At 64.0% G+C, this 18490-nt stretch carries 19 protein-coding genes; 14 read left to right on the top strand and 5 right to left on the bottom strand.

Translation table 11 applies throughout. From position 1 onward, the window contains the following. Nucleotides 1-14: 14 nt before the first annotated feature. The 3 genes from ACTIGF_RS14000 to ACTIGF_RS14010 all read left to right on the top strand — a co-directional run bounded on the left by ACTIGF_RS14000 (nt 15) and on the right by ACTIGF_RS14010 (nt 2914). A complete protein-coding gene (locus tag ACTIGF_RS14000; RefSeq protein ID WP_439637458.1) occupies nt 15-416 on the top strand; it encodes an NUDIX hydrolase in 402 nt (133 codons plus the stop codon). Nucleotides 417-505: 89 nt separating this feature from the next. Continuing rightward, nucleotides 506-2470: a methyl-accepting chemotaxis protein gene (locus ACTIGF_RS14005; protein ID WP_439637459.1), complete on the top strand. Its 1965-nt coding sequence runs from the start codon at nt 506-508 to the stop codon at nt 2468-2470. A gap of 51 nt (nt 2471-2521) precedes the next feature. Next, entirely contained in the window at nt 2522-2914 is a 393-nt protein-coding gene (locus ACTIGF_RS14010; RefSeq protein WP_439637460.1) for a TIGR02301 family protein, read from the top strand. 6 nt (nt 2915-2920) lie between these two features. Here the strand turns inward: ACTIGF_RS14010 and ACTIGF_RS14015 are convergent, their stop codons facing one another. Then, nucleotides 2921-3883, bottom strand: a complete 963-nt coding sequence (locus ACTIGF_RS14015) for a glycosyltransferase family 9 protein (protein ID WP_439637461.1) — start codon at nt 3881-3883, stop codon at nt 2921-2923. A gap of 89 nt (nt 3884-3972) precedes the next feature. Between ACTIGF_RS14015 and ygfZ the strand changes: the two genes are divergently transcribed. From ygfZ to ACTIGF_RS14035, 4 genes are all read left to right on the top strand, one after another. Then, nucleotides 3973-4803 carry a CAF17-like 4Fe-4S cluster assembly/insertion protein YgfZ gene (gene ygfZ / locus ACTIGF_RS14020; protein WP_439637462.1) on the top strand — a complete coding sequence of 277 codons (831 nt, stop codon included), beginning with the start codon at nt 3973-3975 and terminating at the stop codon, nt 4801-4803. Between the two features lie 36 nt (nt 4804-4839). Next, nucleotides 4840-5406 (top strand): DNA-3-methyladenine glycosylase I, encoded by a 567-nt coding sequence (locus tag ACTIGF_RS14025; RefSeq protein ID WP_439637463.1) that lies wholly within the window; start codon nt 4840-4842, stop codon nt 5404-5406. Between the two features lie 92 nt (nt 5407-5498). Further along, a complete protein-coding gene (locus tag ACTIGF_RS14030) occupies nt 5499-6644 on the top strand; it encodes a beta-ketoacyl-ACP synthase III (RefSeq protein WP_439637464.1) in 1146 nt (381 codons plus the stop codon). Between the two features lies 1 nt (nt 6645). Next, nucleotides 6646-7707, top strand: coding sequence for a hypothetical protein (locus ACTIGF_RS14035; protein WP_439637465.1), 1062 nt, complete (start codon nt 6646-6648; stop codon nt 7705-7707). 102 nt (nt 7708-7809) lie between these two features. Here ACTIGF_RS14035 and ACTIGF_RS14040 read toward each other — a convergent pair whose 3' ends face one another. From ACTIGF_RS14040 to ACTIGF_RS14050, 3 genes are all read right to left on the bottom strand, one after another. Beyond that, nucleotides 7810-9021, bottom strand: a complete 1212-nt coding sequence (locus tag ACTIGF_RS14040; protein ID WP_439637466.1) for an ammonium transporter — start codon at nt 9019-9021, stop codon at nt 7810-7812. A 221-nt stretch (nt 9022-9242) separates the two neighbouring features. After that, entirely contained in the window at nt 9243-9623 is a 381-nt protein-coding gene (locus tag ACTIGF_RS14045) for a hypothetical protein (RefSeq protein WP_439637467.1), read from the bottom strand. 33 nt (nt 9624-9656) lie between these two features. Continuing rightward, nucleotides 9657-10490, bottom strand: a complete 834-nt coding sequence (locus ACTIGF_RS14050; RefSeq protein WP_439637468.1) for a universal stress protein — start codon at nt 10488-10490, stop codon at nt 9657-9659. A 177-nt stretch (nt 10491-10667) separates the two neighbouring features. Between ACTIGF_RS14050 and ACTIGF_RS14055 the strand changes: the two genes are divergently transcribed. The 6 genes from ACTIGF_RS14055 (at nt 10668) to nadC (ending at nt 17196) form a co-directional block, all read left to right on the top strand. Beyond that, nucleotides 10668-11243 carry a YfbR-like 5'-deoxynucleotidase gene (locus ACTIGF_RS14055; RefSeq protein WP_439637469.1) on the top strand — a complete coding sequence of 192 codons (576 nt, stop codon included), beginning with the start codon at nt 10668-10670 and terminating at the stop codon, nt 11241-11243. After that, nucleotides 11240-12223 (top strand): NUDIX hydrolase, encoded by a 984-nt coding sequence (locus ACTIGF_RS14060; protein WP_439637470.1) that lies wholly within the window; start codon nt 11240-11242, stop codon nt 12221-12223. Before ACTIGF_RS14055 ends, ACTIGF_RS14060 begins: the two co-directional genes overlap by 4 nt. 2 nt (nt 12224-12225) lie before the next feature. Further along, nucleotides 12226-13419, top strand: a complete 1194-nt coding sequence (locus ACTIGF_RS14065; RefSeq protein ID WP_439637471.1) for a glycoside hydrolase family 5 protein — start codon at nt 12226-12228, stop codon at nt 13417-13419. Nucleotides 13420-13641: 222 nt separating this feature from the next. Further along, entirely contained in the window at nt 13642-14775 is a 1134-nt protein-coding gene (nadA, locus tag ACTIGF_RS14070) for a quinolinate synthase NadA (protein ID WP_439637472.1), read from the top strand. A gap of 48 nt (nt 14776-14823) precedes the next feature. After that, on the top strand, nt 14824-16347 hold the full coding sequence (locus ACTIGF_RS14075) for an L-aspartate oxidase (protein WP_439637473.1): 1524 nt from the start codon (nt 14824-14826) through the stop codon (nt 16345-16347). Between the two features lie 3 nt (nt 16348-16350). Next, nucleotides 16351-17196 carry a carboxylating nicotinate-nucleotide diphosphorylase gene (nadC, locus tag ACTIGF_RS14080; protein ID WP_439637474.1) on the top strand — a complete coding sequence of 282 codons (846 nt, stop codon included), beginning with the start codon at nt 16351-16353 and terminating at the stop codon, nt 17194-17196. Here the strand turns inward: nadC and ACTIGF_RS14085 are convergent. Then, a complete protein-coding gene (locus ACTIGF_RS14085) occupies nt 17193-17756 on the bottom strand; it encodes a hypothetical protein (RefSeq protein ID WP_439637475.1) in 564 nt (187 codons plus the stop codon). The two genes, nadC and ACTIGF_RS14085, sit on opposite strands and share 4 nt — an antisense overlap. A 200-nt stretch (nt 17757-17956) precedes the next feature. Between ACTIGF_RS14085 and ACTIGF_RS14090 the strand changes: the two genes are divergently transcribed. Beyond that, nucleotides 17957-18421, top strand: a complete 465-nt coding sequence (locus ACTIGF_RS14090) for a hypothetical protein (protein ID WP_439637476.1) — start codon at nt 17957-17959, stop codon at nt 18419-18421. The last annotated feature ends 69 nt before the right edge of the window (nt 18422-18490 follow it).

The following is an 18490-nucleotide window of genomic DNA, read 5'->3' on the forward strand; positions in this document are numbered from 1 at the left end:
CAGCGAGGTCAAGCATGAAGGATCTGCCCCGTATCAGCGTCGGCCTTGTGGTCTGGCGCGCCGACGAGGTGCTGCTGATCCGGCGCGCCAATCCCCCCTATCAGGGCTGCTGGTCCATTCCCGGCGGCAAGGTGGAGTTCGGCGAAACCCTGCACGAAGCCGCCCTGCGCGAGCTGAAGGAAGAAACCGGCATCGAGGCTGCGATCGAAGGCCTGATCGACGTCTTTGAATCCATCACCGAGCATGGCCATTACGTGATGGCCGATTACAGCGCACGCTGGCTCAAAGGCGAGCCGCAAGCCGGTGATGACGCGCTGGAGGCGGCCTTCTTTCCCTTCGCCAAAGCCAGCGAGAAAGTCTCCTGGGACATCACCCGCACCGCGCTGCAACAAAGCGCGCGCAACCAAAGGCTCTAACTCGTCTCGGGGTTTGACGGATCGTTAAGCGGCTAAGCGGCATAGTCATGAATAAATACATGATCTTGAGCCAGCTAGGGCCCGCCGACATGAAATTCACGCTGAAGCACAAACTCCTGGCCGCCTTCGCAGGGCTCGCCGCGCTCGTTCTCGTGGTCGGCGCTTTCGGGTCGATGGGCGCGAGCACGCTGGGGCGCATCTTCGACGATTACAGGGACACGGCGCAGGCCAGCCTGATCTATAACGACATGAAGATCCGGCTCGAAGCCGCGCGTCGCTCCGCCTATATCTGGCGCACCACGCAGAACCCGGAACATGCCGAGCGCTTCAATGCGCAAATCGACATCTTCATCCATGACGCCGACCTTCAGGGCATGGATCAGGACCATGTCTACGCGGACCAGTATCGCGCGGCGTTCAACCAGGCGCAGGCCTTTCAGGCCGAACGCGACCTTCATGCTCAAACCCAAACCAGCCTGGGCCCTGACATCCGCACGAAGCTGACCCAGATCATGCGCTCCGCGTATGAAGACGGCGATGTGGAGGCGGCCTATCGCACTGGCGTCGCACAAGAACATCTGATGCTTGGCCGATTCTACGCCGAGCAGTTTTTGCGCACCAATACGCGGTCGCTGTCCGACCGCGCCTATGCGGAATTCGAGCAGGCCCATGGCGAACTTGATCTGCTGCTCACCCAGCTCGAGAACGCCGAACGGCGCACTCTGGCTGAAACCGCCATAGCTGAGCTCACAGAGTTTGAAACCGCTTTCCTGGCGGCGACAGACGCCATCTTCGCCCGGAACGCGGCTTTGGCGCAGCTTGACGAAATCGGTCCGCTCATGGAAGCGCATGCGGAAGAGGCGCGGTCTGAAAGCGTGGCTCATCAGAATGAACTGGGGCCCGTCGCTCACGCTCAGGTACGGCAGACCGAGATTATGGTTCTCTCTGCGTCACTGGTCATTCTGGTCTTGTCAGTTCTGACAGGCCTGATCGTCTCCGGCAATCTGTCGGGCATGATCCGCAAGGTCACCCAGGCCATGACCGAGCTGGCGGGCGGCGACAAGACGATCGAGGTGGCCGGAGCAAGCCGGAGCGATGAAATCGGCGATATGGCGCGCGCGCTGGTGGTGTTCCGCGATCAGGCGCTCGAAGTGGACCGCCTGCAGGCCGAACAGGCCGAGTCCGAGCAACGCGCCGCACAGGAGCGCAAAGCCGCCATGATGGCGCTGGCCGATCAGTTTGAATCCCAGGTGGGTTCGGTGATCCAGTCGCTCTCCGACGCAGCGGTGGACATGCAGTCTCGATCACACACTCTGAACGCCAATGTGGACGACACCAACGGGCGCGCCTCTTCCGTGGCGGCCGCGGCAGAGCAAGCCTCGGGCAATGTCGAGGCGGTGGCGTCCGCCGCCGAGGAACTGACCGCGTCAATCCGCGAGATCGCCAGCCAGGTCGCCTCATCCTCAAGCGCGGTCCAGACATCCAACGAACGCGCGGCGATCAGCAGCCAGCAGCTCGACCGTCTCAACGAAGCCGTCATGGGCGTGGACGAGATCGTTCAGGCGATCAACGCCGTCGCGGACCAGACCAATCTTCTGGCGCTCAACGCCACCATCGAGGCGGCGCGCGCCGGCGAGGCCGGCAAGGGCTTCGCCGTCGTGGCGAGCGAAGTGAAAGCGCTGGCCACACAGACCCAGAAGCTCACCGAACAGATCGCGGACCGCCTCAGCGAAATCGGCACGACATCCTCGGACGCCATCGACGCCACGCGCGACATCATCAGTCAGGTCAAGGAAATCGACATCACCACTCAAGCCCTCGCTTCGGCTGTGGAAGAGCAATCCGCTGCGACGGGCGAGATTTCCGGCAACGCCCAGCAGGCCGCGCAGGGCGCCCGCACCGTGACCGAAGACATCACCGGCATTCAAGGCTCGGTCGCCCAGACGTCAACTGTGTCGGAAGAGGTGAACACGGCGGCGACAACGTTGAAGACCAGCTCAGAGCATCTGCGCAGCGAAGTGGAGCGCTTCCTGTCCACCGTCCGCGCGGCGTAACACGCGCTCAAAAGCCTTGAATTCGCCCTGTTCAGCGTTCAGGAACAGGGCATGGTGATTAGAACCCTTATCCTTGTGCTTGGCCTGTGCGCCGCTCTGGCGCCGCTGGCGGACGCCCAGACGATCCGCCGACCGCCGAGCTATGTGGACCCCTATCCGGTGGAGTCGCTCGCGCGAGTGATGGGGGAGATGCACTATCTCGATTTCGCCTGCAAAGGCCGCGACTCCCAGGACTGGCGCGAAGCCATGCTGGAGCTGTTGGAGCATGAAGCGCCGACGCGCGGCTCATACCGTCAAAGATTGGTGGATCGCTTCAACGAAGGCTTTCGCATTCAGGAACGCCGGACGCCCCGCTGCGGCGCGGAAGAAGAAATGGTGCGTCAGGCGCTGGCCGCCGAAGGCGAGACGCTGAGCGAACAATTGCGGCGCACCTATCTGAATTAAAGCCGCTCAGGCGCTAGCGGTTTCCGCCAAGAGCGACGCCGCAGCCCGCTCAACCGCATCCACCGACAAGGCGCCCATCAGCGACTGCGTGCTGGTATCCGCCAGGCTCCGCCGATCAGCTTCGTCAAAACGGTCCCCCGCCCGCACAATGCAGGCCCGCGCGCCCCAGGGCGCATAGAGCCGTTCATCGGTAGGGCCGAACAGGCCCAAAGTCGGCGTGCCGGCCGCCGCAGCCATATGCATCAGCCCGCTGTCATTGCCCACAAAAAGCGCCGCGCGTTTCAGGCAGGCGGCCGCCTCGACCAGATCAAGCTGTCCCGTCAGGTCAATCACGGTTCGCTCGCCCAGACCGTCCGCCACCGCCTTCGCGCGGGCTTCATCGCCGGGACCGCCAAAGAGCGCGATCGCGGCGCCCGGCAACACCCCGTCCGGCGCAGTCAGGCGCAGCGCCAGTTGCGAAAATCGTTCGGTCGGCCATTCCTTGAACACCGCTGAGGCGGCGGGCGAGAGCGCCAGCACGGCGCGATCAGCGGGTAGTTCTTTGTCGGCGCGGGTCTCCGCAGCCGCATCCAGCCAGATTCGTGTCCCCGGCGCCGCGTCCAGCCTGAGCACGTCTGCGGCTTCCTCAACCCGGTGACGCACGCCGGCTTTGGGATTGGGGCGTTTGACATAGCGCTGACCGGCCCAGAGGAACCAGCTCGTCAAAGACCCTCGCATGTCTACGACGACATCCCAGCGATGCCCGACGCTTTCCCGCCAGAGCGACAGCCAGTGCCCGCCGCCCTTTTGCTTTTTCATCACAATCACCCGCTCCACCCCCGGCGCAGCGCGAAACAGCGGCGCAGCCAAAGGCCCGCACGCGACGGTGATGTGCGCATCGGCATGGGTGTCGATGAGATGCTGCAGCACGCCCGAATTGAGAATGGCGTCGCCGATGCGGGTGGCGGTGATGAACAGGATGCGCGTCATGATGCTCCGCACTTAGCCCGACACGGCCTGCAGCGCCAGTCTCTGGCGCCCTCTTGATTGCGGGACCGCTTCAGCCCCATCTAGCGCTTATGACCCAAGACTATCTCACCACCCTGCCCCATCGCGCCGTCCTCGCCATCACCGGTCCCGAGGCGCGCAGCTTTCTCCAGCGCGTGATCACCCATGGCCCCGAAGGCGTGACGCCTGAGCGCGCCATGCTGTCCGCGCTTTTGACCCCGCAGGGCAAGGTGCTGGCCGATCTGATCATTTTTGACGATGGTGAAGGCGGGCTGTTTTTTGATGTGCCCGCCAGTGAAGCGGACGCCTTGCTCAAGCGCTTCACGCTCTACCGATTGCGCGCGGACGCCGCGCTTGAGCGGCGCGAGGATCTGTCTGTGATCGCCGCGTCTGGCGAGGGCGAAGCCGAATTGCGCACCGTGGCCCTGGCCGCCAGTCCCGATCCGCGCAACGCCGCCATCGGCTGGCGCGCCATCGCGCCGGCGGGCGGCCCCGCAAGCGATCTGGACGCGTATCATGCCGCACGCATCAAGGCTGGCGCGCCGGAAATGGGCATGGATTTCGGCCCCGCCGAAGTGTTCTCCACCGACGTGAACCATGATCTGCTGGGCGGCATTGATTACAAGAAGGGCTGTTTTGTCGGCCAGGAGGTCGCCAGCCGCATGCATCGCAAGGGCGGCGTGCGCAAACGCACCTTGCGCCTGTCCACACAAACACAGGCCCAGCCCGGCGATGCGGTTCAGGCAGGGGATGTCTCGCTCGGCGCGGTCAGCTCAGTTGCGCCCGGCTGCGCGCTGGCTCGCGTGCGCGTCGACCGGCTGAAAGACGCCTTGTCGGACGGCGCCCCCCTGACGCTGGGCGGCGCCCCGGCGCGGGTGATCGACGATCTCGACGCGCTCTGACACGCGGACCTGCACCCCGAGCTGGAAGGACGATCCATGACCGAGCGTTGCCCCTGGTGCGGAACCGATCCGCTGTACACGCACTATCACGACACCGAATGGGGCGTGCCGGAATGGGATTCGCGCGCGCTGTGGGAGAAACTCATCCTGGACGGTTTCCAGGCCGGGCTCGCCTGGATCACCATCTTGCGCAAGCGCGACACCCTGCGCGAGGCGTTTCATGGCTTCGATCCCGAACGCATCGCCCGCTATGACGACGCCGATATGGAGCGCCTGCTCGGCAATCCCGGCATCATCCGTTCACGCTCGAAAATCAACGCCGCCATCGGCAATGCTCAGGCTTATCTGGAGATGGCGGAACGGGGTGAAGATTTTTCCGATTATCTGTGGGGCTATATGGACGGCGCCCCGCAACTCAACCGTTTCAAGACCCAGACCGAGGTTCCGACCCAGACCGAGCTGAGCCAGAAAATCTCGAAAGACCTGAAAAAGCGGGGCTTTAAGTTTTGCGGCCCTGTGATCGTCTACGCCTTCATGGAAGCGGTGGGCATGGTCAATGACCATCTGGTGACCTGTCACCGCCACCCGCCAGTTACAAAATAGCGTAACGGCTGCGTGGAAGCAGTTGGCGCTATGGCGTTCGTACGGCTAAGTTGCGCACCTTCAAAGGTAAGAATCTTGCGTCGGAGCACTTCATGACCGCGGCCGTAATTCGTTCCACTGGCTTGTGGACGCCAGACAACTCCATCTCCAACGAAGAGCTGGTGAAGAGCTTCAACGCTTACGTCGCGCAATACAATGAAGAGAACGCCTCCGATATCGAGGCGGGCCTGACCGAACCCCTCTCCCCGTCCTCCGCCGGGTTCGTTGAAAAAGCCTCCGGCATCAAGTCGCGCTTTGTCATCGACAAGGAGGGCGTGCTGGACACCCGTCGGATGAAACCTTTCATACCGGCGCGCGCCAACACCGAAATCTCCATCCTGGCCGAGATCGGCGTCAAAGCCTGTAACAACGCGCTGGAGCGCGCCGGAAAATCCGCCGCTGATGTGGACGGGGTGATCGTCGCCGCTTCAAACCTGCAGCGCGGCTATCCCGCCGTCGCCGTTGAGATCCAGGACGCGCTGGGCATTGAAGACGGCTTCGGCTTTGACATGAATGTCGCCTGTTCGTCGGCCACCTTCGGCATCCAGACCGCCGCCGACCAGATCGCAGCGGGCCATGCGCGCGCCATTCTGGTTGTGAACCCTGAAATCTGCTCGGCGCACCTGAACTGGTGCGATCGCGACAGCCATTTCATTTTCGGCGATGTGGCGACCGCGATACTGCTGGAGCGTGAAGACCTTGGGGACGGCGGCTGGCGCATTCTGGGCACCAAGCTGAAGACCAAGTTCTCCAACAATATCCGCAATAATTTCGGCTTCCTGAACCGCACCGAGCGCGCCACGGGCGACGCGGCGCGCGAGGACCTGCTGGCGCCCAAGGACGACAAGCTGTTCATTCAGGAAGGGCGCAAGGTCTTCAAGGAAGTCGTGCCGATGGTCTCGGACATGATCCGCACCCATATGGGCGAGCTGGGGCTTGAAGCGGATGATATGCGCCGGGTCTGGCTGCATCAGGCCAATATCAACATGAACCTGATGATCGCCAAGAAGGTGTTCGGCCGCGAAGCGGGCGGCGAAGACGCGCCCACCATTCTGGACGAATACGCCAACACCTCCTCTGCGGGCTCCATCATCGCCTTCCACAAGCATTCCGATGACTTCACGACCGGCGAAAAAGGCGTGATCTGTTCGTTCGGCGCCGGATATTCCGCCGGCACGGTCTTTGTGGAGCGGCTCTGAAGTGAACCTTCCCGCCGACACCGCGCTGTTCGCCCGCGTCCTGGCGAAAACCCATGAGTATCTCGACTTCCCTTCGGTGGTCGGGCACGAGACCCCGTTTCTCGACCATCTGGCGCGGGACTTCACCGCCCTGGGCTGCACGGTCGAACGCCCGCAAAACCTGTGTGTGATCAAGCTGGGCGAGCCCGGGCCGGTCTATCTGGCGCATGCGGACCGTCATGGCGCTGTGATCGCCGAGGACGGCGCGGCGATCTACGCCGCCCACGCCGTGAAGAACACCAAATACGCCGACGACTCCAGGGCCAGCGAGAGCTTCACGGCCATTATCTCCAAACGCTATGCGGGCGAAGAGGTCTTCGCCTATGACCGCAAGACCGGCGGTCGCCTGGCCTATGGCGTGATCACGGGCGCGCACCTGGACGAGCAGGAGCGTCTGGTGATGGACATCACCGGCCTGCCGCCCCTGCCCGGCGGCACGCCCATAGCGCTGGCGCGGGACGTGACGCCCAACAAGTCCGGCTGCGTCGCAGGACAGCTTGATAATCCGGTCTCCCTCGCCGCCCTGCGCATCGCGGCGGAGTTCGGGCTGAACGGCACAATCATCGTCACCGCCGAGGAAGAGATCGGGCGTTCCGCCCCCCATTTCCTCGAATGGGCCAGCGCGGGCGGCCTGGCGCCGACCCAGGAGCTGATCGTGTGCGACACCTCGCCGTTTGACGACGGCGCGGCCTGCATGGCGGGCGCGGTCATTCTGCGCCGCCGCGACGCCACGTCGAGTTTTCATGATGCGATGGTGAGCCGGCTTGAAAGCGCCGCCAGCCGCGCCGGCGCGCCGATGATTTTCAAGGACAGCTTCATCACCCGAGAGAACGACGCCCGCGCCCGACGCGAGCTGCCGCTCAAATCCATGGGCCTGACAGAACTCGGCAAGATCACTGCGGACAGCCAGGGCGCCTATGCCGGCGCCACCTTGCAGCTGCCCACCTATAACTATCACTCCAATGAAGAAACGACATCGGTGAAGGCGCTGACCGCTTTTGTCCGCACGCTTCTGATGATCTGACAAAAAAAGTCCCGCTTTGGCGCAAGGCCGAAGCGGGACCAGTCAGGGAGGATAGTCGGATCAGTCTGCCGGCGCTGACGCGGCTGCAGACTGAAATTCGTGTCAGGCGCTCTCCCCATGCAGCGCCACATCAAGGCCGGTGACCTCGTCTTCTTCCTCGACGCGCAGCTTCATCACCCGTTCCATCAGCCACAGGATGGCGAAGGTGGCGACGCCGCACCAGGCGGCTGCGGCCAGCGCGCCCCAGGTCTGGGTGAAGACCAGCATCACATTGCCTTCCACCGCGCCCGGCGTGCCCCCGATCGCGGAGCTGGCGAAGACGCCCGTCAGGATCGCGCCCGCCAGGCCGCCCACGCCATGCAGGCCAAAGGCGTCCAGGCTGTCGTCATACTTGCCGATCCGCTTGAGGCTTGTGACGGCCCAATAGGTCACCAAGGTCGTCAGTATCCCGATCAGGAAAGCCGCATAGGGTTCGACAAAACCGGCCGCCGGCGTGATCCCGACAAGTCCGGCGATCGCGCCCGAGGCTGCGCCCAGAACCGACGGCTTGCCGCGAATGATCCATTCCAGGATCGCCCAGGTCAGCGCAGCGGCGGCGGCGGCGATCTGCGTCACCAGAGCGGCGTGGGCGGCGAGCGCATTCGCCCCCAGCGCCGAGCCGCCATTGAAGCCGAACCAGCCGACCCACAGAAGGCCCGCGCCGATCACCGTCAGCACCAGGTTATGGGGCGGCTGACCCTCTTTGGGCCAGCCGCGCCGCGGGCCCAGCTTAAGCGCCAGCACCAGACCCGCTACACCGGCGTTGATGTGGACCACGGCCCCTCCCGCGAAATCCAGCACGCCTGCGTCATACAAAAATCCTTCGCCCCAGACCCAATGTGCGATCGGCGCATAGACCACCAGCAGCCAGATCGGCGCGAACACCATCCAGGCCTTGAAGCTGAGACGCTCGGCCGCGCCGCCGGCGATGATCGCCACGGTGATGATCGCAAACGTCATCTGGAACAGGATAAACACCGCTTCAGGCAGACCCGCCGCTTCGCTCTCAAGCGAAAGCCCGTTCAGGAAGACCTTGCCGAAGCCGCCAAACAGGGCGCCGTCACCGGAAAACGCGAACGAATAGCCCGCGATCACCCAGACCAGAGAGACCACCATCGCCGCGCCCAAAGACTGCATCAGCGTGGACAGCACGTTCTGACGGCGCACCATGCCGCCATAAAACAGCGCGAGCCCCGGCAGGGTCATCATCAGCACCAGCGCGCACGCGGTGAGAATCCACGCCACATCGCCGCCTGAGAACTCAACCTGGTCCATACTCGCGCTCCTCTTCGCCCGATTGCACGGACAAAGCCTGCGCCGGAGTGTGCGCCGCTGTCAGCGTCTCAGCCTGTTTTTGCGGTGCAGCAGATTATGCGCGCTTAATTTCTGAGCGCTCTTGCCCCAATTTCGAGCAGAAAGCCTCAGCGCCGCACGCTCCATAAAAAAACCCCGGCGTCTGCAGCGCCGGGGTTTGATCTCAGCAGGTGGAGAACGAGCTAGCCGTTGACCTGCGTCGCTTCAGTGATCTTGTGGACCAGATCGTCGCCATCCGCTTCGTGGATGGTGACGTAGTCGCCCAGCCGCAGCGTGTGATCGCCCAGCTTGTAGACGGGCTCATCGGGGCCTTCCTGCTCTTCATCATAATGGAAGAACCAGTTCGAGCCGCGATGGGTCAGCCAGCCATCCGCTTTCTCCGCATCATCGGGAGAAAAGCGGATCACCGTGCAGGCCTTCTTGTGATCGCGCCACAGATCGGCGTCGAGCTTGCCATCCTTATCCAGCGGGGCGGTGATCACATACCCTTGTGAATCATCACCTTCGGGAAATCCGGCATCCGGGTTGCGGCTCAGCCGCAGGGTCAGACGGGTTAAAGCCATCAAAGTCTCCAGTTTCGTCTTTTTCTCAGAAGATCAGTGCGCCATCAGCAGGGACGGACCGTCCTCCGCCGTCAGCAATTGCCGGGTGACGCCGCCAAACATGAATTGTGCGATCCGCGAATGCCCATAAGCGCCCGCCACCAGCAAGTCGGCTTTGGCCGCCGCCTCCAGCAAGCCGTCGCCCAGACCGCTCTTGCCGTCAATCTCACGCGATTCAGCTTCAACGCCGCGCGCCGTGAGCCAGTGTGACAGACGATTGGGCGCGGATGCGGCGCGGTCATGATAATCGAGATTCCGCGCGCTATGCAGGATGGTCACTTCCATCCCTTCCTGAAACAGAGGCGCCGCCGCGAACGCAGCCCGCGCCGCTTCCTTGGAGCCGTCCCAGGCGATGCAGATGGATTTGGGCGGGATCGCCCCGCCCCGCGGCACATAGATCGGGCAACCTTCCTCAACCAGGCACGCGGCGGTGAAGTCCGCCAGCGTGCCCTTTCCCGCGGCCGCGCGCGGACAGGTCACCAGCAAACGCACCAGACGCGCCTGTTCAGCCGCTTCTGACGGGCTGTCGATGATGCGCTTGAAGCTGGCGTCCTTCAGGTCGTGGGCGATGATCGCCTCATCAAACTGGCGCTGCGCCTCCACAGAAGCCTTGGCGGCCTCCTCGCGCACGGTGTCGATGGCGGAGGACACCACAGACGCGCCCGCAGCGCCCGGCCCGGTCCACAGCATGTAAGCGGCGGGATCTGGCTCGACGAAGAGGCCGCGAATGTCGGCGTCGAACAGAGGCGCAAGCTCGCAAGCGGCCTTCAGCGAAGTTGCGTCGCTGTCAGAGCCTTGAAGGGCCACCAGAATACGTTCGGGCTTCATAAAATCCTCCCACATCGTCATGACGCCGCCAGAGTTCAGCAGCTTCGCTTGAACTTACGCTGTTTCACGCTAGGACGGAAACCAGTTGCAAGCGGTATGGAGCGGGACAAAGTGGCGCGGTCAGGACACTCGAGCGGCAAAGCCGCAGCCGACAAGCCCGTCAGGGCCTGGCAACGCATGTTGTCAGGGCGTCGGCTGGACCTGCTTGACCCCTCGCCCTTTGACGTCGAGATCGACGACATCGCCCAGGGCCTGGCGCGCGTGGCGCGCTGGAACGGTCAGACCATGGGCGATCACGCGTTTTCCGTGGCTGAGCATTCTGTCGTCGTGGAGCATTTGTGCGGCGTGCTGGAGCCGGGCTGGCCAGCGAAATGGCGCCTCGCCGCTTTGCTGCATGATGCGGCGGAATATGTGATTGGCGATATGATCTCGCCCTTCAAGGCCGCTTTGGGGTATGACTACAAGGCGTTTGAAGCCCGGCTGGAAGGGGCGATCCATATGCGTTACGGCCTGCCCCCCGAATTGCCCCCCGCCATCAAGACCACGATCAAGCGCGCGGACCGGATCTGCGCCTATCACGAAGCCGTCCAGATCGCAGGCTTCTCTGTGGAAGAAGGCCGCAAGCTGTTTGGCCGTCCGCCCGCCGGCTCCAAAGTCGAGATCGATCCCCTGCCGGTCAAACAGGCCCAGACCCTGTTTCTTGACCGCTTCGCCGCGCTGCACGCCGCGACCGAGCAGGAGCTGGGGCGATGAAACCGGACCTCAACACCGTGATCCAGCCGCTGGTCGTGGGCCTGAACGCGGTGATTTTCGCCGCCTCGGAAGGCGAGCTGAAAGTGCTGGTCACCGAAAGCCTGGAAGGCGGCGAGCCTGCTCTGCCTTTCGGCCCGTTTGACCCCAGCGCCCACCGCACCTTCGAGATCGGTCTGCGCGAATGGGTGCGCGGCCAGACCGGGTTCGAGCTCGGCTATGTGGAGCAGCTCTATACGTTCGGGGATCGCGGCCGCGAGGCGCCGCTGGCGGCCTTGGCCGGGGCTCAGGACGCGCGCGTGTTGTCGGTGGGCTATCTGGGCCTGACGCCGGACGCCCGACCGCTGAACAACACCGATGCGCATTGGGACAGCTGGACGCGGTTTTTCCCCTGGGAAGACCATCGCACGGGCCGCCCCACCATCTTGACGAAAGTGATCGAGCCCGCCTTGCGCTCCTGGTGCGACGAAGCCGCCGCGCCGGGCCGACGCGCCGCGCGCTTTGACCGGGTGCGGGTCACCTTCGGTCTTGATGGCGCCTTGTGGAACGAGGAACGAGCGCTCGATCGCTATGAGCTTTTGTATGAAGCCGGGCTGGTCGCCGAGGCCGGGCGCGATCGCGGCGAGGCGAACACCGCGCCTGACGGCATGGGCGTCGCCATGGCGTCTGACCATCGCCGCATCCTCGCCACGGCGCTCTCGCGCCTGCGCGGCAAGATCAAATACCGCCCCGTCGTGTTTGAACTGATGGGCGACAGCTTCACCCTGTCCGACCTGCAGCGGGTGGTGGAATCCGTCTCGGGCTTCCCGTTGCACAAACAGAATTTCCGTCGCGCGCTCGACCGCGCGGGGTTTGTCGCGGGCACAGGCCGGGTGGAAAGCCAGACCGGCGGTCGCCCCGCCGAGCTGTATCGCTTCGCCCGTGAAAACATGACCGCCGGCGCCGCGCTCGGCCTCTCCATCCCCCGCGCCAAGGAAAGCTGACCATGAAAGCCGGATTGTTCACCGCCCTCTGCCTCAGCCTGACCAGCCCGGCAACCGCCCTCGCCCAATCACAAGCTTCTGACGCCATGGCGTTCTGGAGCGAACAGCGTCGCGGCGCGAATTTCTTCAATGAGGTCGAGACCGAGCAGCGCATCGCGGACGCCGCGAACGCCGGGCTCGACTTTATCCGCCTGACGCCCAGCAAATGGCGCGATGAGGCAGGCCTGGGCCTGTTTGGCGATCTCTCAACGCCCTATGAGGGGCTGAACCCCGCCCTGACCGCGCATATGATCGCCATGTTGGATGCCGCTGAGGCCCATGGGATCAAGGTTGTGCTGACCCTGATGGACATGCCCTGCATGTATGGGCGTCAGGGCGACGATCCTGACACGGCCGCCGCGCTGTGGCGCGACGAAGGCTGTCTGGATCAGGCGGCTCAGGCCTGGACTGATCTTGCAACAGCGCTGAACGGCCATCCGGCGCTTGTGGGCTATAACCCGCTCAACGAACCCCAGCCGGCGCCCGCCCTCGCCGGGATTGATGAACCAGGCGAGAATTTTGTCGCTTTTGTCGCCGCCCATCAGGGCAGTGCGGCGGATCTGGACGCCTTCAACGCCCGCATGATCAGCGCCATCCGCAGCGTGGACGAAACCACGCCCATCCATCTGGAGCCGGACCTGTACGCCGCGCCCGCAGCGCTGCCTGCGATGGCGCCAGTGGAAGACGACCGTGTGCTGTATTCGGTGCATCTCTACCCGTCCTGGCTCTACGGCACGCACCGCGCCAATCGGGGCCGCTTCTCCTATCCCGACGCCATGCCGATGAACTGGGAGGGCGATGCGGAGCGCTGGGAAGAGGGTCGCCTGTGCGCCCTGATGAATCCTGCACTTGAGTGGATCGACGCGCACCAGATCCCGCGCGAACAGCTGATCGTAGCTGAGTTCGGCGTGTCTCGCCGCGTTGAAGGCGCCGAGGCCTACCTGTCTGACATTGTGAGCTGTCTGGAAGGCCATGAGCTGAGCTGGGCGTTCTATTCCTATCGCGAGGACGCCTGGGACGAGATGGATTACGAGCTCGCGCCGGACGCGCCCGCCTGGGCGCCCTCACGCACCGATGAGGCAGGCTATCGGATCAAGAACTGGGAGCCGACGGCGCTCTACCAGCTCCTCGATCAGCATCTGACGCCGGAGCCATAAGGCGTTTTACTGGCAAGCCCCCGTTCACCATACGGTGATCAGCGGCCCCGCCAGAGAAGTTTCAACTTGCTCCCCCCTTTCATCGGCGTATATAAGACCCTACTTAGGCTCATAGAGAGCAAAAGGTCGGCGACACTCACCGTGATCGCCGTCGTTTAAGGCCCCGGAAATGCTCATATCGAGCATAAGTCTGCACATAATCGGGGCTCAAGGGAGATGACCATGGACGGAATGAGCTGGACCGAGACCGGGACTGACGCATCCGAGCGCATTTGGCCCGAGGCGAGCGCGCTGGTCTATGACGACGCCGTCAAGGCGCGCACCGATCATCTGTACGCCCGCGTGAAAGACGTGGTCACCCCGATGGAATGGCCGGCCTTCGCGCCGCTGATCGACGCGATCAATCAGCTTAAAGTGCTGCGCGGCGCGACCATCCTGGCGCACAACTATATGACGCCGGAAATCTTCAACTGCGTCGGCGACATCACCGGCGACTCCCTGAAACTCGCCCAGGTCGCCGCCGAAGCGGAAGAAGACGTGATCTTGCAGGCCGGCGTCCATTTCATGGCCGAGACCGCCAAGATCCTGTCGCCCAACAAGACCGTGCTGATCCCCGATATGGAGGCGGGCTGCTCGCTCGCCAGCTCCATCACCGGCGCGGACGTGCAGGCGATCAAGGCGGCCTATCCCGACTATCCGATCGTCACCTATGTGAACACATCGGCTGAAGTGAAAGCCTATTCAGACATCTGCTGCACCAGCTCGAACGCGGTTCAGGTGGTCGAGGCGGTCGCCAAACAATGGAACACCGATACGGTCATCATGATCCCCGACCAGTATCTGGCGAAAAACGTCGCCGCCCAGACCGGCATCAAGATCCTGACCTGGCAGGGCGAGTGCGAAGTGCACGAGCAGTTCACGCCCGAGGACATTCAGGATCTGCGCGACGCGCACCCGGACGCGGTGATCATCACCCACCCCGAATGCCCCCCGGAAGTGATGGCCGCCGCCGATTTCGCCGGCTCCACCGGGGCGATGGCCAATTATGTGAAAGAGAAATCGCCGAAAAAGGCGATCCTGATCACCGAATGCTCGATGAGCGACAATGTCGCCGTCGAGAACCCCGGCGTTCAGTTCATCAAGCCGTGCAATCTGTGCCCGCACATGAAGCGCATCAGCCTGAAAAACATCTATGAAGCCCTGCGCGACATGAAGCATGAGGTCGAGGTCGACCCGCTGATCGCGGAGAAAGCCAAAGCCAGCCTGCAAGCCATGCTGGACCTGCCCAAGGCCGACAATCCGCCGAGCTTTGACACCGGCAAAGCCGCGGTCGCCGTGCCCTATGTGGCGATCTGATCCTGCTCAGCGCCCGCTTCGGCGGGCGTTTTCTTCTGTGGTGATGCTTTGACCCACCCCATCCTCATTGTCGGCGCCGGGATCGCCGGGTTGTGGACGGCCTTGAAGGCTGCGCCCCATCCTGTGGTGCTGCTGACCGGCGCGCCGCTCGGGCGCGGCTCTTCGACCGGCTGGGCGCAGGGCGGGGTGGCGGCGGCGCTCGGGCCTGACGACAGCGCGGCGCTGCATGCCCGCGACACTGTGATGGCGGGCGCGGGCCTCGTGGATGAAACCGCCGCCATGGTGCTGGCGAGCGCGGGCGCCAGCGAAGTGCGCGCGCTGTATGATCTGGGCGCCGGGTTTGAACGCACGACTGACGGCGGCTGGGCGCTGTCGCGCGAAGCCGCGCACAGCGTGGCGCGCGTCGCCCGGATGAAGGGCGATCAGGCGGGCGCGGGCATCCTCAAAACCCTGATCGAGGCCGTGCGCGCCGCAGACCATATCGAGATCAAGGATGGCTGGCGCGCTGAAGCCCTGCTGCCCGACCTCAAGGACGGCTGCGCCGGCGTGCTCGCCCGCGATGCTGACGGGAATCTGAATCGAATCGAGGCGGCGCACACCGTCCTCGCCACCGGTTCAATCGGCGGGCTTTATGCGGTCACCACCACGCCCTGGACCAGCCAGGGCCAGGCCATGGTGATGGCGGCCGAGCTCGGCGCAGTGATCCGCGATCCGGAGTTCGTGCAGTTCCACCCCACCGCGATTGATATTGGCCGCGACCCCGCCCCGCTCGCCACCGAAGCCCTGCGCGGGGAAGGCGCCAGTCTGGTCGACCGATCCGGCCATCGCTTCATGCCGGAGGTGCATGAGCTGGCCGAGCTGGCGCCGCGCGACGTGGTCGCCCGCGCCGTTCACGCCCAGAACCTGTCAGGCAAGGGCGCGTTTCTTGACGCCCGCGACGCAATCGGCGCCGCCTTCCCCGATCATTTCCCGGCCGTCTTCAAGGCGTGCATGAGCGGCGGCATTGATCCACGCACAGACCTGATCCCGGTCGCCCCCGCTGCGCACTATCATATGGGCGGGATCGAAACCGATCTGGACGGTTCTACGGGCGTGCCCGGCCTGTGGGCGGTGGGCGAATGCGCCTGCACCGGCGTTCACGGCGCGAACCGTCTGGCGTCCAACTCGCTTCTGGACGGGCTGGTCTTCGGCCACCGCACAGCGACAGCCATCAAGCGCGCACCCGCGCGGGTTCTGAAGGCCGGTGACGCCGAAGCGCCGCCAGCCCTGCCCGACGACGCCTTGCAAAGCCTGCGCGCCGCCATCAGCGCCCAAGCGGGCGTGATCCGCGACGGCGCAGGGCTGAGCCAGCTTCTCAGCCTGATTGACGCGCTGCAGGCTGATCACGGACCTGCGTCAGCGCTCATATCAGCCCGGTTGCTTGCCGTCGGAGCGCTGCAGCGCGAAGAAAGCCGCGGCGGGCATTGCCGCACGGACTTTCCCGCACGAGACGCAATCGCCCGACCGACGCGCCTGCGCTTGGATGATATATCCAATGCAAGCCTGACACCCCGCCAAGCCGGAGCCGCCTGAGCCATGATCCCTCGCCTGCCGCGCCATTTGATCCACGCGCTTGTGACCCGCGCGCTCGATGAAGATCTGGGCGGGCGCGGCGACGTCACCTCGCTCGCGACCATTCCGGCGGACAAGAACGCCAATTTCGTCATCAAGAGCCGCGCTCATGGCGTGCTGGCCGGCCAGCAGCCCGCCGACGCCTGTTTTGATCTGGTGGACCCCGAGATTTCCGTCACCTGGCGCAAGCATGATGGCGACGCGCTGGAGCCCGGCGATGTGGTCGCCATCGTGGACGGCCCGGCGCTTGGCATCCTCACTGCAGAACGCCCGGCGCTGAATTTCCTGGGCCGGATGAGCGGGATCGCCAGCCTGACCCGCCAATATGTCGCCGCCATCGCCGAGACCGGCGCGGTGATCGCCCATACCCGCAAGACCACGCCGGGCCTGCGCGCGGTCGAGCTGCAGGCGGTCCGCGCGGGCGGTGGCGCCTATCATCGCTATGGGCTGGATGACGCGATCCTGATCAAGGACAATCATGTGGCCGTGTGCGGCGGCGTGGAGGAAGCGGTCAAACGCGCCCGCGCCTTCGCCGGGCACATGACCCGCGTCGCGGTCGAAGTGGATCGGCTCGATCAGCTCGAAGGCGCGCTGTCAGCGGGCGCCGAAAGCGTGCTGCTGGACAATTTCAGCCTGGAAGATCTGCGCGCCGCGGTGCTGCTCACCGATGGCCGCGCCATTCTGGAAGCCTCGGGCGGCGTCACTCTCGACACGGTTCACGCCATCGCCGACACGGGCGTGGATGTGATCAGCGTCGGCGCCCTTACCCATTCCGCCCCCAATTTCGATCTGGGGCTGGACGAGGGTTAGAGCGCGAGCCAGCGCCGCATCTTTGGAAACGGCGCCGGATCAGCCGGATCGCCAAAGGGCGGCGGCGCGGCGCAGAAACCCGACTGCGCCAATCCCAGAACGCCTGGAAACAGGCCTTGCGCCACCTGCATCATGACCAGCTGCGGCGAGCCGCCATGCTGGCCGCCATAGCCTTGTTCCCAGAACACGCACTCCGGCGACACGCCCGCTTCAAGCGCCGCGGCATAGGACCAGGCGATGGCCAAGGCTTCCGTGCGGCGGATGATGCTGGCTTCTGTCTCGGAAACCTTGAGATCGGGATCTGAGATCAGCGCCGCGGCGCAGGCGTCGATATCGCCGTCCAGATGGCCACGCAGACGGGCTGGCGTCACCGCCAGATGCCCCGCTTCATGCAGGATATCGCCGGGAGAGCCCAGCTGACCGGGATCAACCACAAGCGCGCCCTGACGCACCGCCACGCCGGGCAGGAAGCTGTCTGAGGGAAGCGGGGCGCGTGTGACCGGCAAACCGATGGCGGCGAGAAACTGCTCGATGGGCGCCAGCGCATCCAGATGAATCACAGACCCCGAGCCCCCTTCGGTGCGTATCAACAGCAATCTTAGAATGTGCTCCGTGAGGAAGCCAGCCCGGAGGATCGATTAAGCGCGCAGCGAAAACCCGCACCCGTCATTTCCAACTGGACTTAGATCTCTAGCTGACAAACTATAAATCCAGACCCGACATTTTGAGTGCAGGTCGATGTTCGTCAAAGGAGGACACCATGGCGACTTGGGCAGCCAAGAACATGCTCACGCGCGAGCAGACCTGCTCGATGTGCGATACCCGCTATCGCTTCAACGCCGAAATAAAGGCGGAATCTTCTGAAAACTCCTATGAAGCGGAGATGAAGCTTCGCGAGAAAATGCGTAACGAAATGGTGCGCGATTTTTCCAACGATCCGGTGAAATGTCCGGGTTGTCAGAAAATGACCCCGGCCATGTGGCGCAAAGCGATCACCAAATCCATGCTGACTCTGGTCCTGGGCGGCGTCGGGGTCGGCGTTGGCATATTGATCTGCGTCGGCATTCTCGACATGGCTCAGGATAGCGGTCTGTTCGCCTGGGGCGCGCTGTTGTTTGTGGGGTTCTGGACGCTGATGGCGATGATCGGCGTGCCCTATCTGGTGCTGGAGCCGGTGCTCAAACCCATCAAGGGTTTCCGGATAGACGCTCCGCCGACAACCTGATCCAGGGTCAAGTCACACATATAAAAAAGGCCGCCCTTGGGCGGCCTTTCTGGTTCAGAATTTGCCGGG

The organism is Oceanicaulis sp., from assembly GCF_051859625.1.
In the GTDB taxonomy this organism is placed as follows: domain Bacteria; phylum Pseudomonadota; class Alphaproteobacteria; order Caulobacterales; family Maricaulaceae; genus Oceanicaulis.

What these genes read in the sequence shown, in the direction of transcription:
- ACTIGF_RS14015 (WP_439637461.1), bottom strand. Translation starts at nt 3,883, where the DNA reads ATGACGCGCATCCTGTTCATCACCGCCACCCGCATCGGCGACGCCATT.
- ACTIGF_RS14030 (WP_439637464.1), top strand. Translation starts at nt 5,499, where the DNA reads ATGACCGCGGCCGTAATTCGTTCCACTGGCTTGTGGACGCCAGACAAC.
- nadA (WP_439637472.1), top strand. Translation starts at nt 13,642, where the DNA reads ATGGACGGAATGAGCTGGACCGAGACCGGGACTGACGCATCCGAGCGC.
- ACTIGF_RS14050 (WP_439637468.1), bottom strand. Translation starts at nt 10,490, where the DNA reads ATGAAGCCCGAACGTATTCTGGTGGCCCTTCAAGGCTCTGACAGCGAC.
- ACTIGF_RS14000 (WP_439637458.1), top strand. Translation starts at nt 15, where the DNA reads ATGAAGGATCTGCCCCGTATCAGCGTCGGCCTTGTGGTCTGGCGCGCC.
- ACTIGF_RS14005 (WP_439637459.1), top strand. Translation starts at nt 506, where the DNA reads ATGAAATTCACGCTGAAGCACAAACTCCTGGCCGCCTTCGCAGGGCTC.
- ACTIGF_RS14060 (WP_439637470.1), top strand. Translation starts at nt 11,240, where the DNA reads ATGAAACCGGACCTCAACACCGTGATCCAGCCGCTGGTCGTGGGCCTG.
- ACTIGF_RS14045 (WP_439637467.1), bottom strand. Translation starts at nt 9,623, where the DNA reads ATGGCTTTAACCCGTCTGACCCTGCGGCTGAGCCGCAACCCGGATGCC.
- ACTIGF_RS14065 (WP_439637471.1), top strand. Translation starts at nt 12,226, where the DNA reads ATGAAAGCCGGATTGTTCACCGCCCTCTGCCTCAGCCTGACCAGCCCG.
- ACTIGF_RS14090 (WP_439637476.1), top strand. Translation starts at nt 17,957, where the DNA reads ATGGCGACTTGGGCAGCCAAGAACATGCTCACGCGCGAGCAGACCTGC.
- ygfZ (WP_439637462.1), top strand. Translation starts at nt 3,973, where the DNA reads ATGACCCAAGACTATCTCACCACCCTGCCCCATCGCGCCGTCCTCGCC.
- ACTIGF_RS14055 (WP_439637469.1), top strand. Translation starts at nt 10,668, where the DNA reads ATGTTGTCAGGGCGTCGGCTGGACCTGCTTGACCCCTCGCCCTTTGAC.
- ACTIGF_RS14025 (WP_439637463.1), top strand. Translation starts at nt 4,840, where the DNA reads ATGACCGAGCGTTGCCCCTGGTGCGGAACCGATCCGCTGTACACGCAC.
- ACTIGF_RS14040 (WP_439637466.1), bottom strand. Translation starts at nt 9,021, where the DNA reads ATGGACCAGGTTGAGTTCTCAGGCGGCGATGTGGCGTGGATTCTCACC.
- nadC (WP_439637474.1), top strand. Translation starts at nt 16,351, where the DNA reads ATGATCCCTCGCCTGCCGCGCCATTTGATCCACGCGCTTGTGACCCGC.
- ACTIGF_RS14010 (WP_439637460.1), top strand. Translation starts at nt 2,522, where the DNA reads ATGGTGATTAGAACCCTTATCCTTGTGCTTGGCCTGTGCGCCGCTCTG.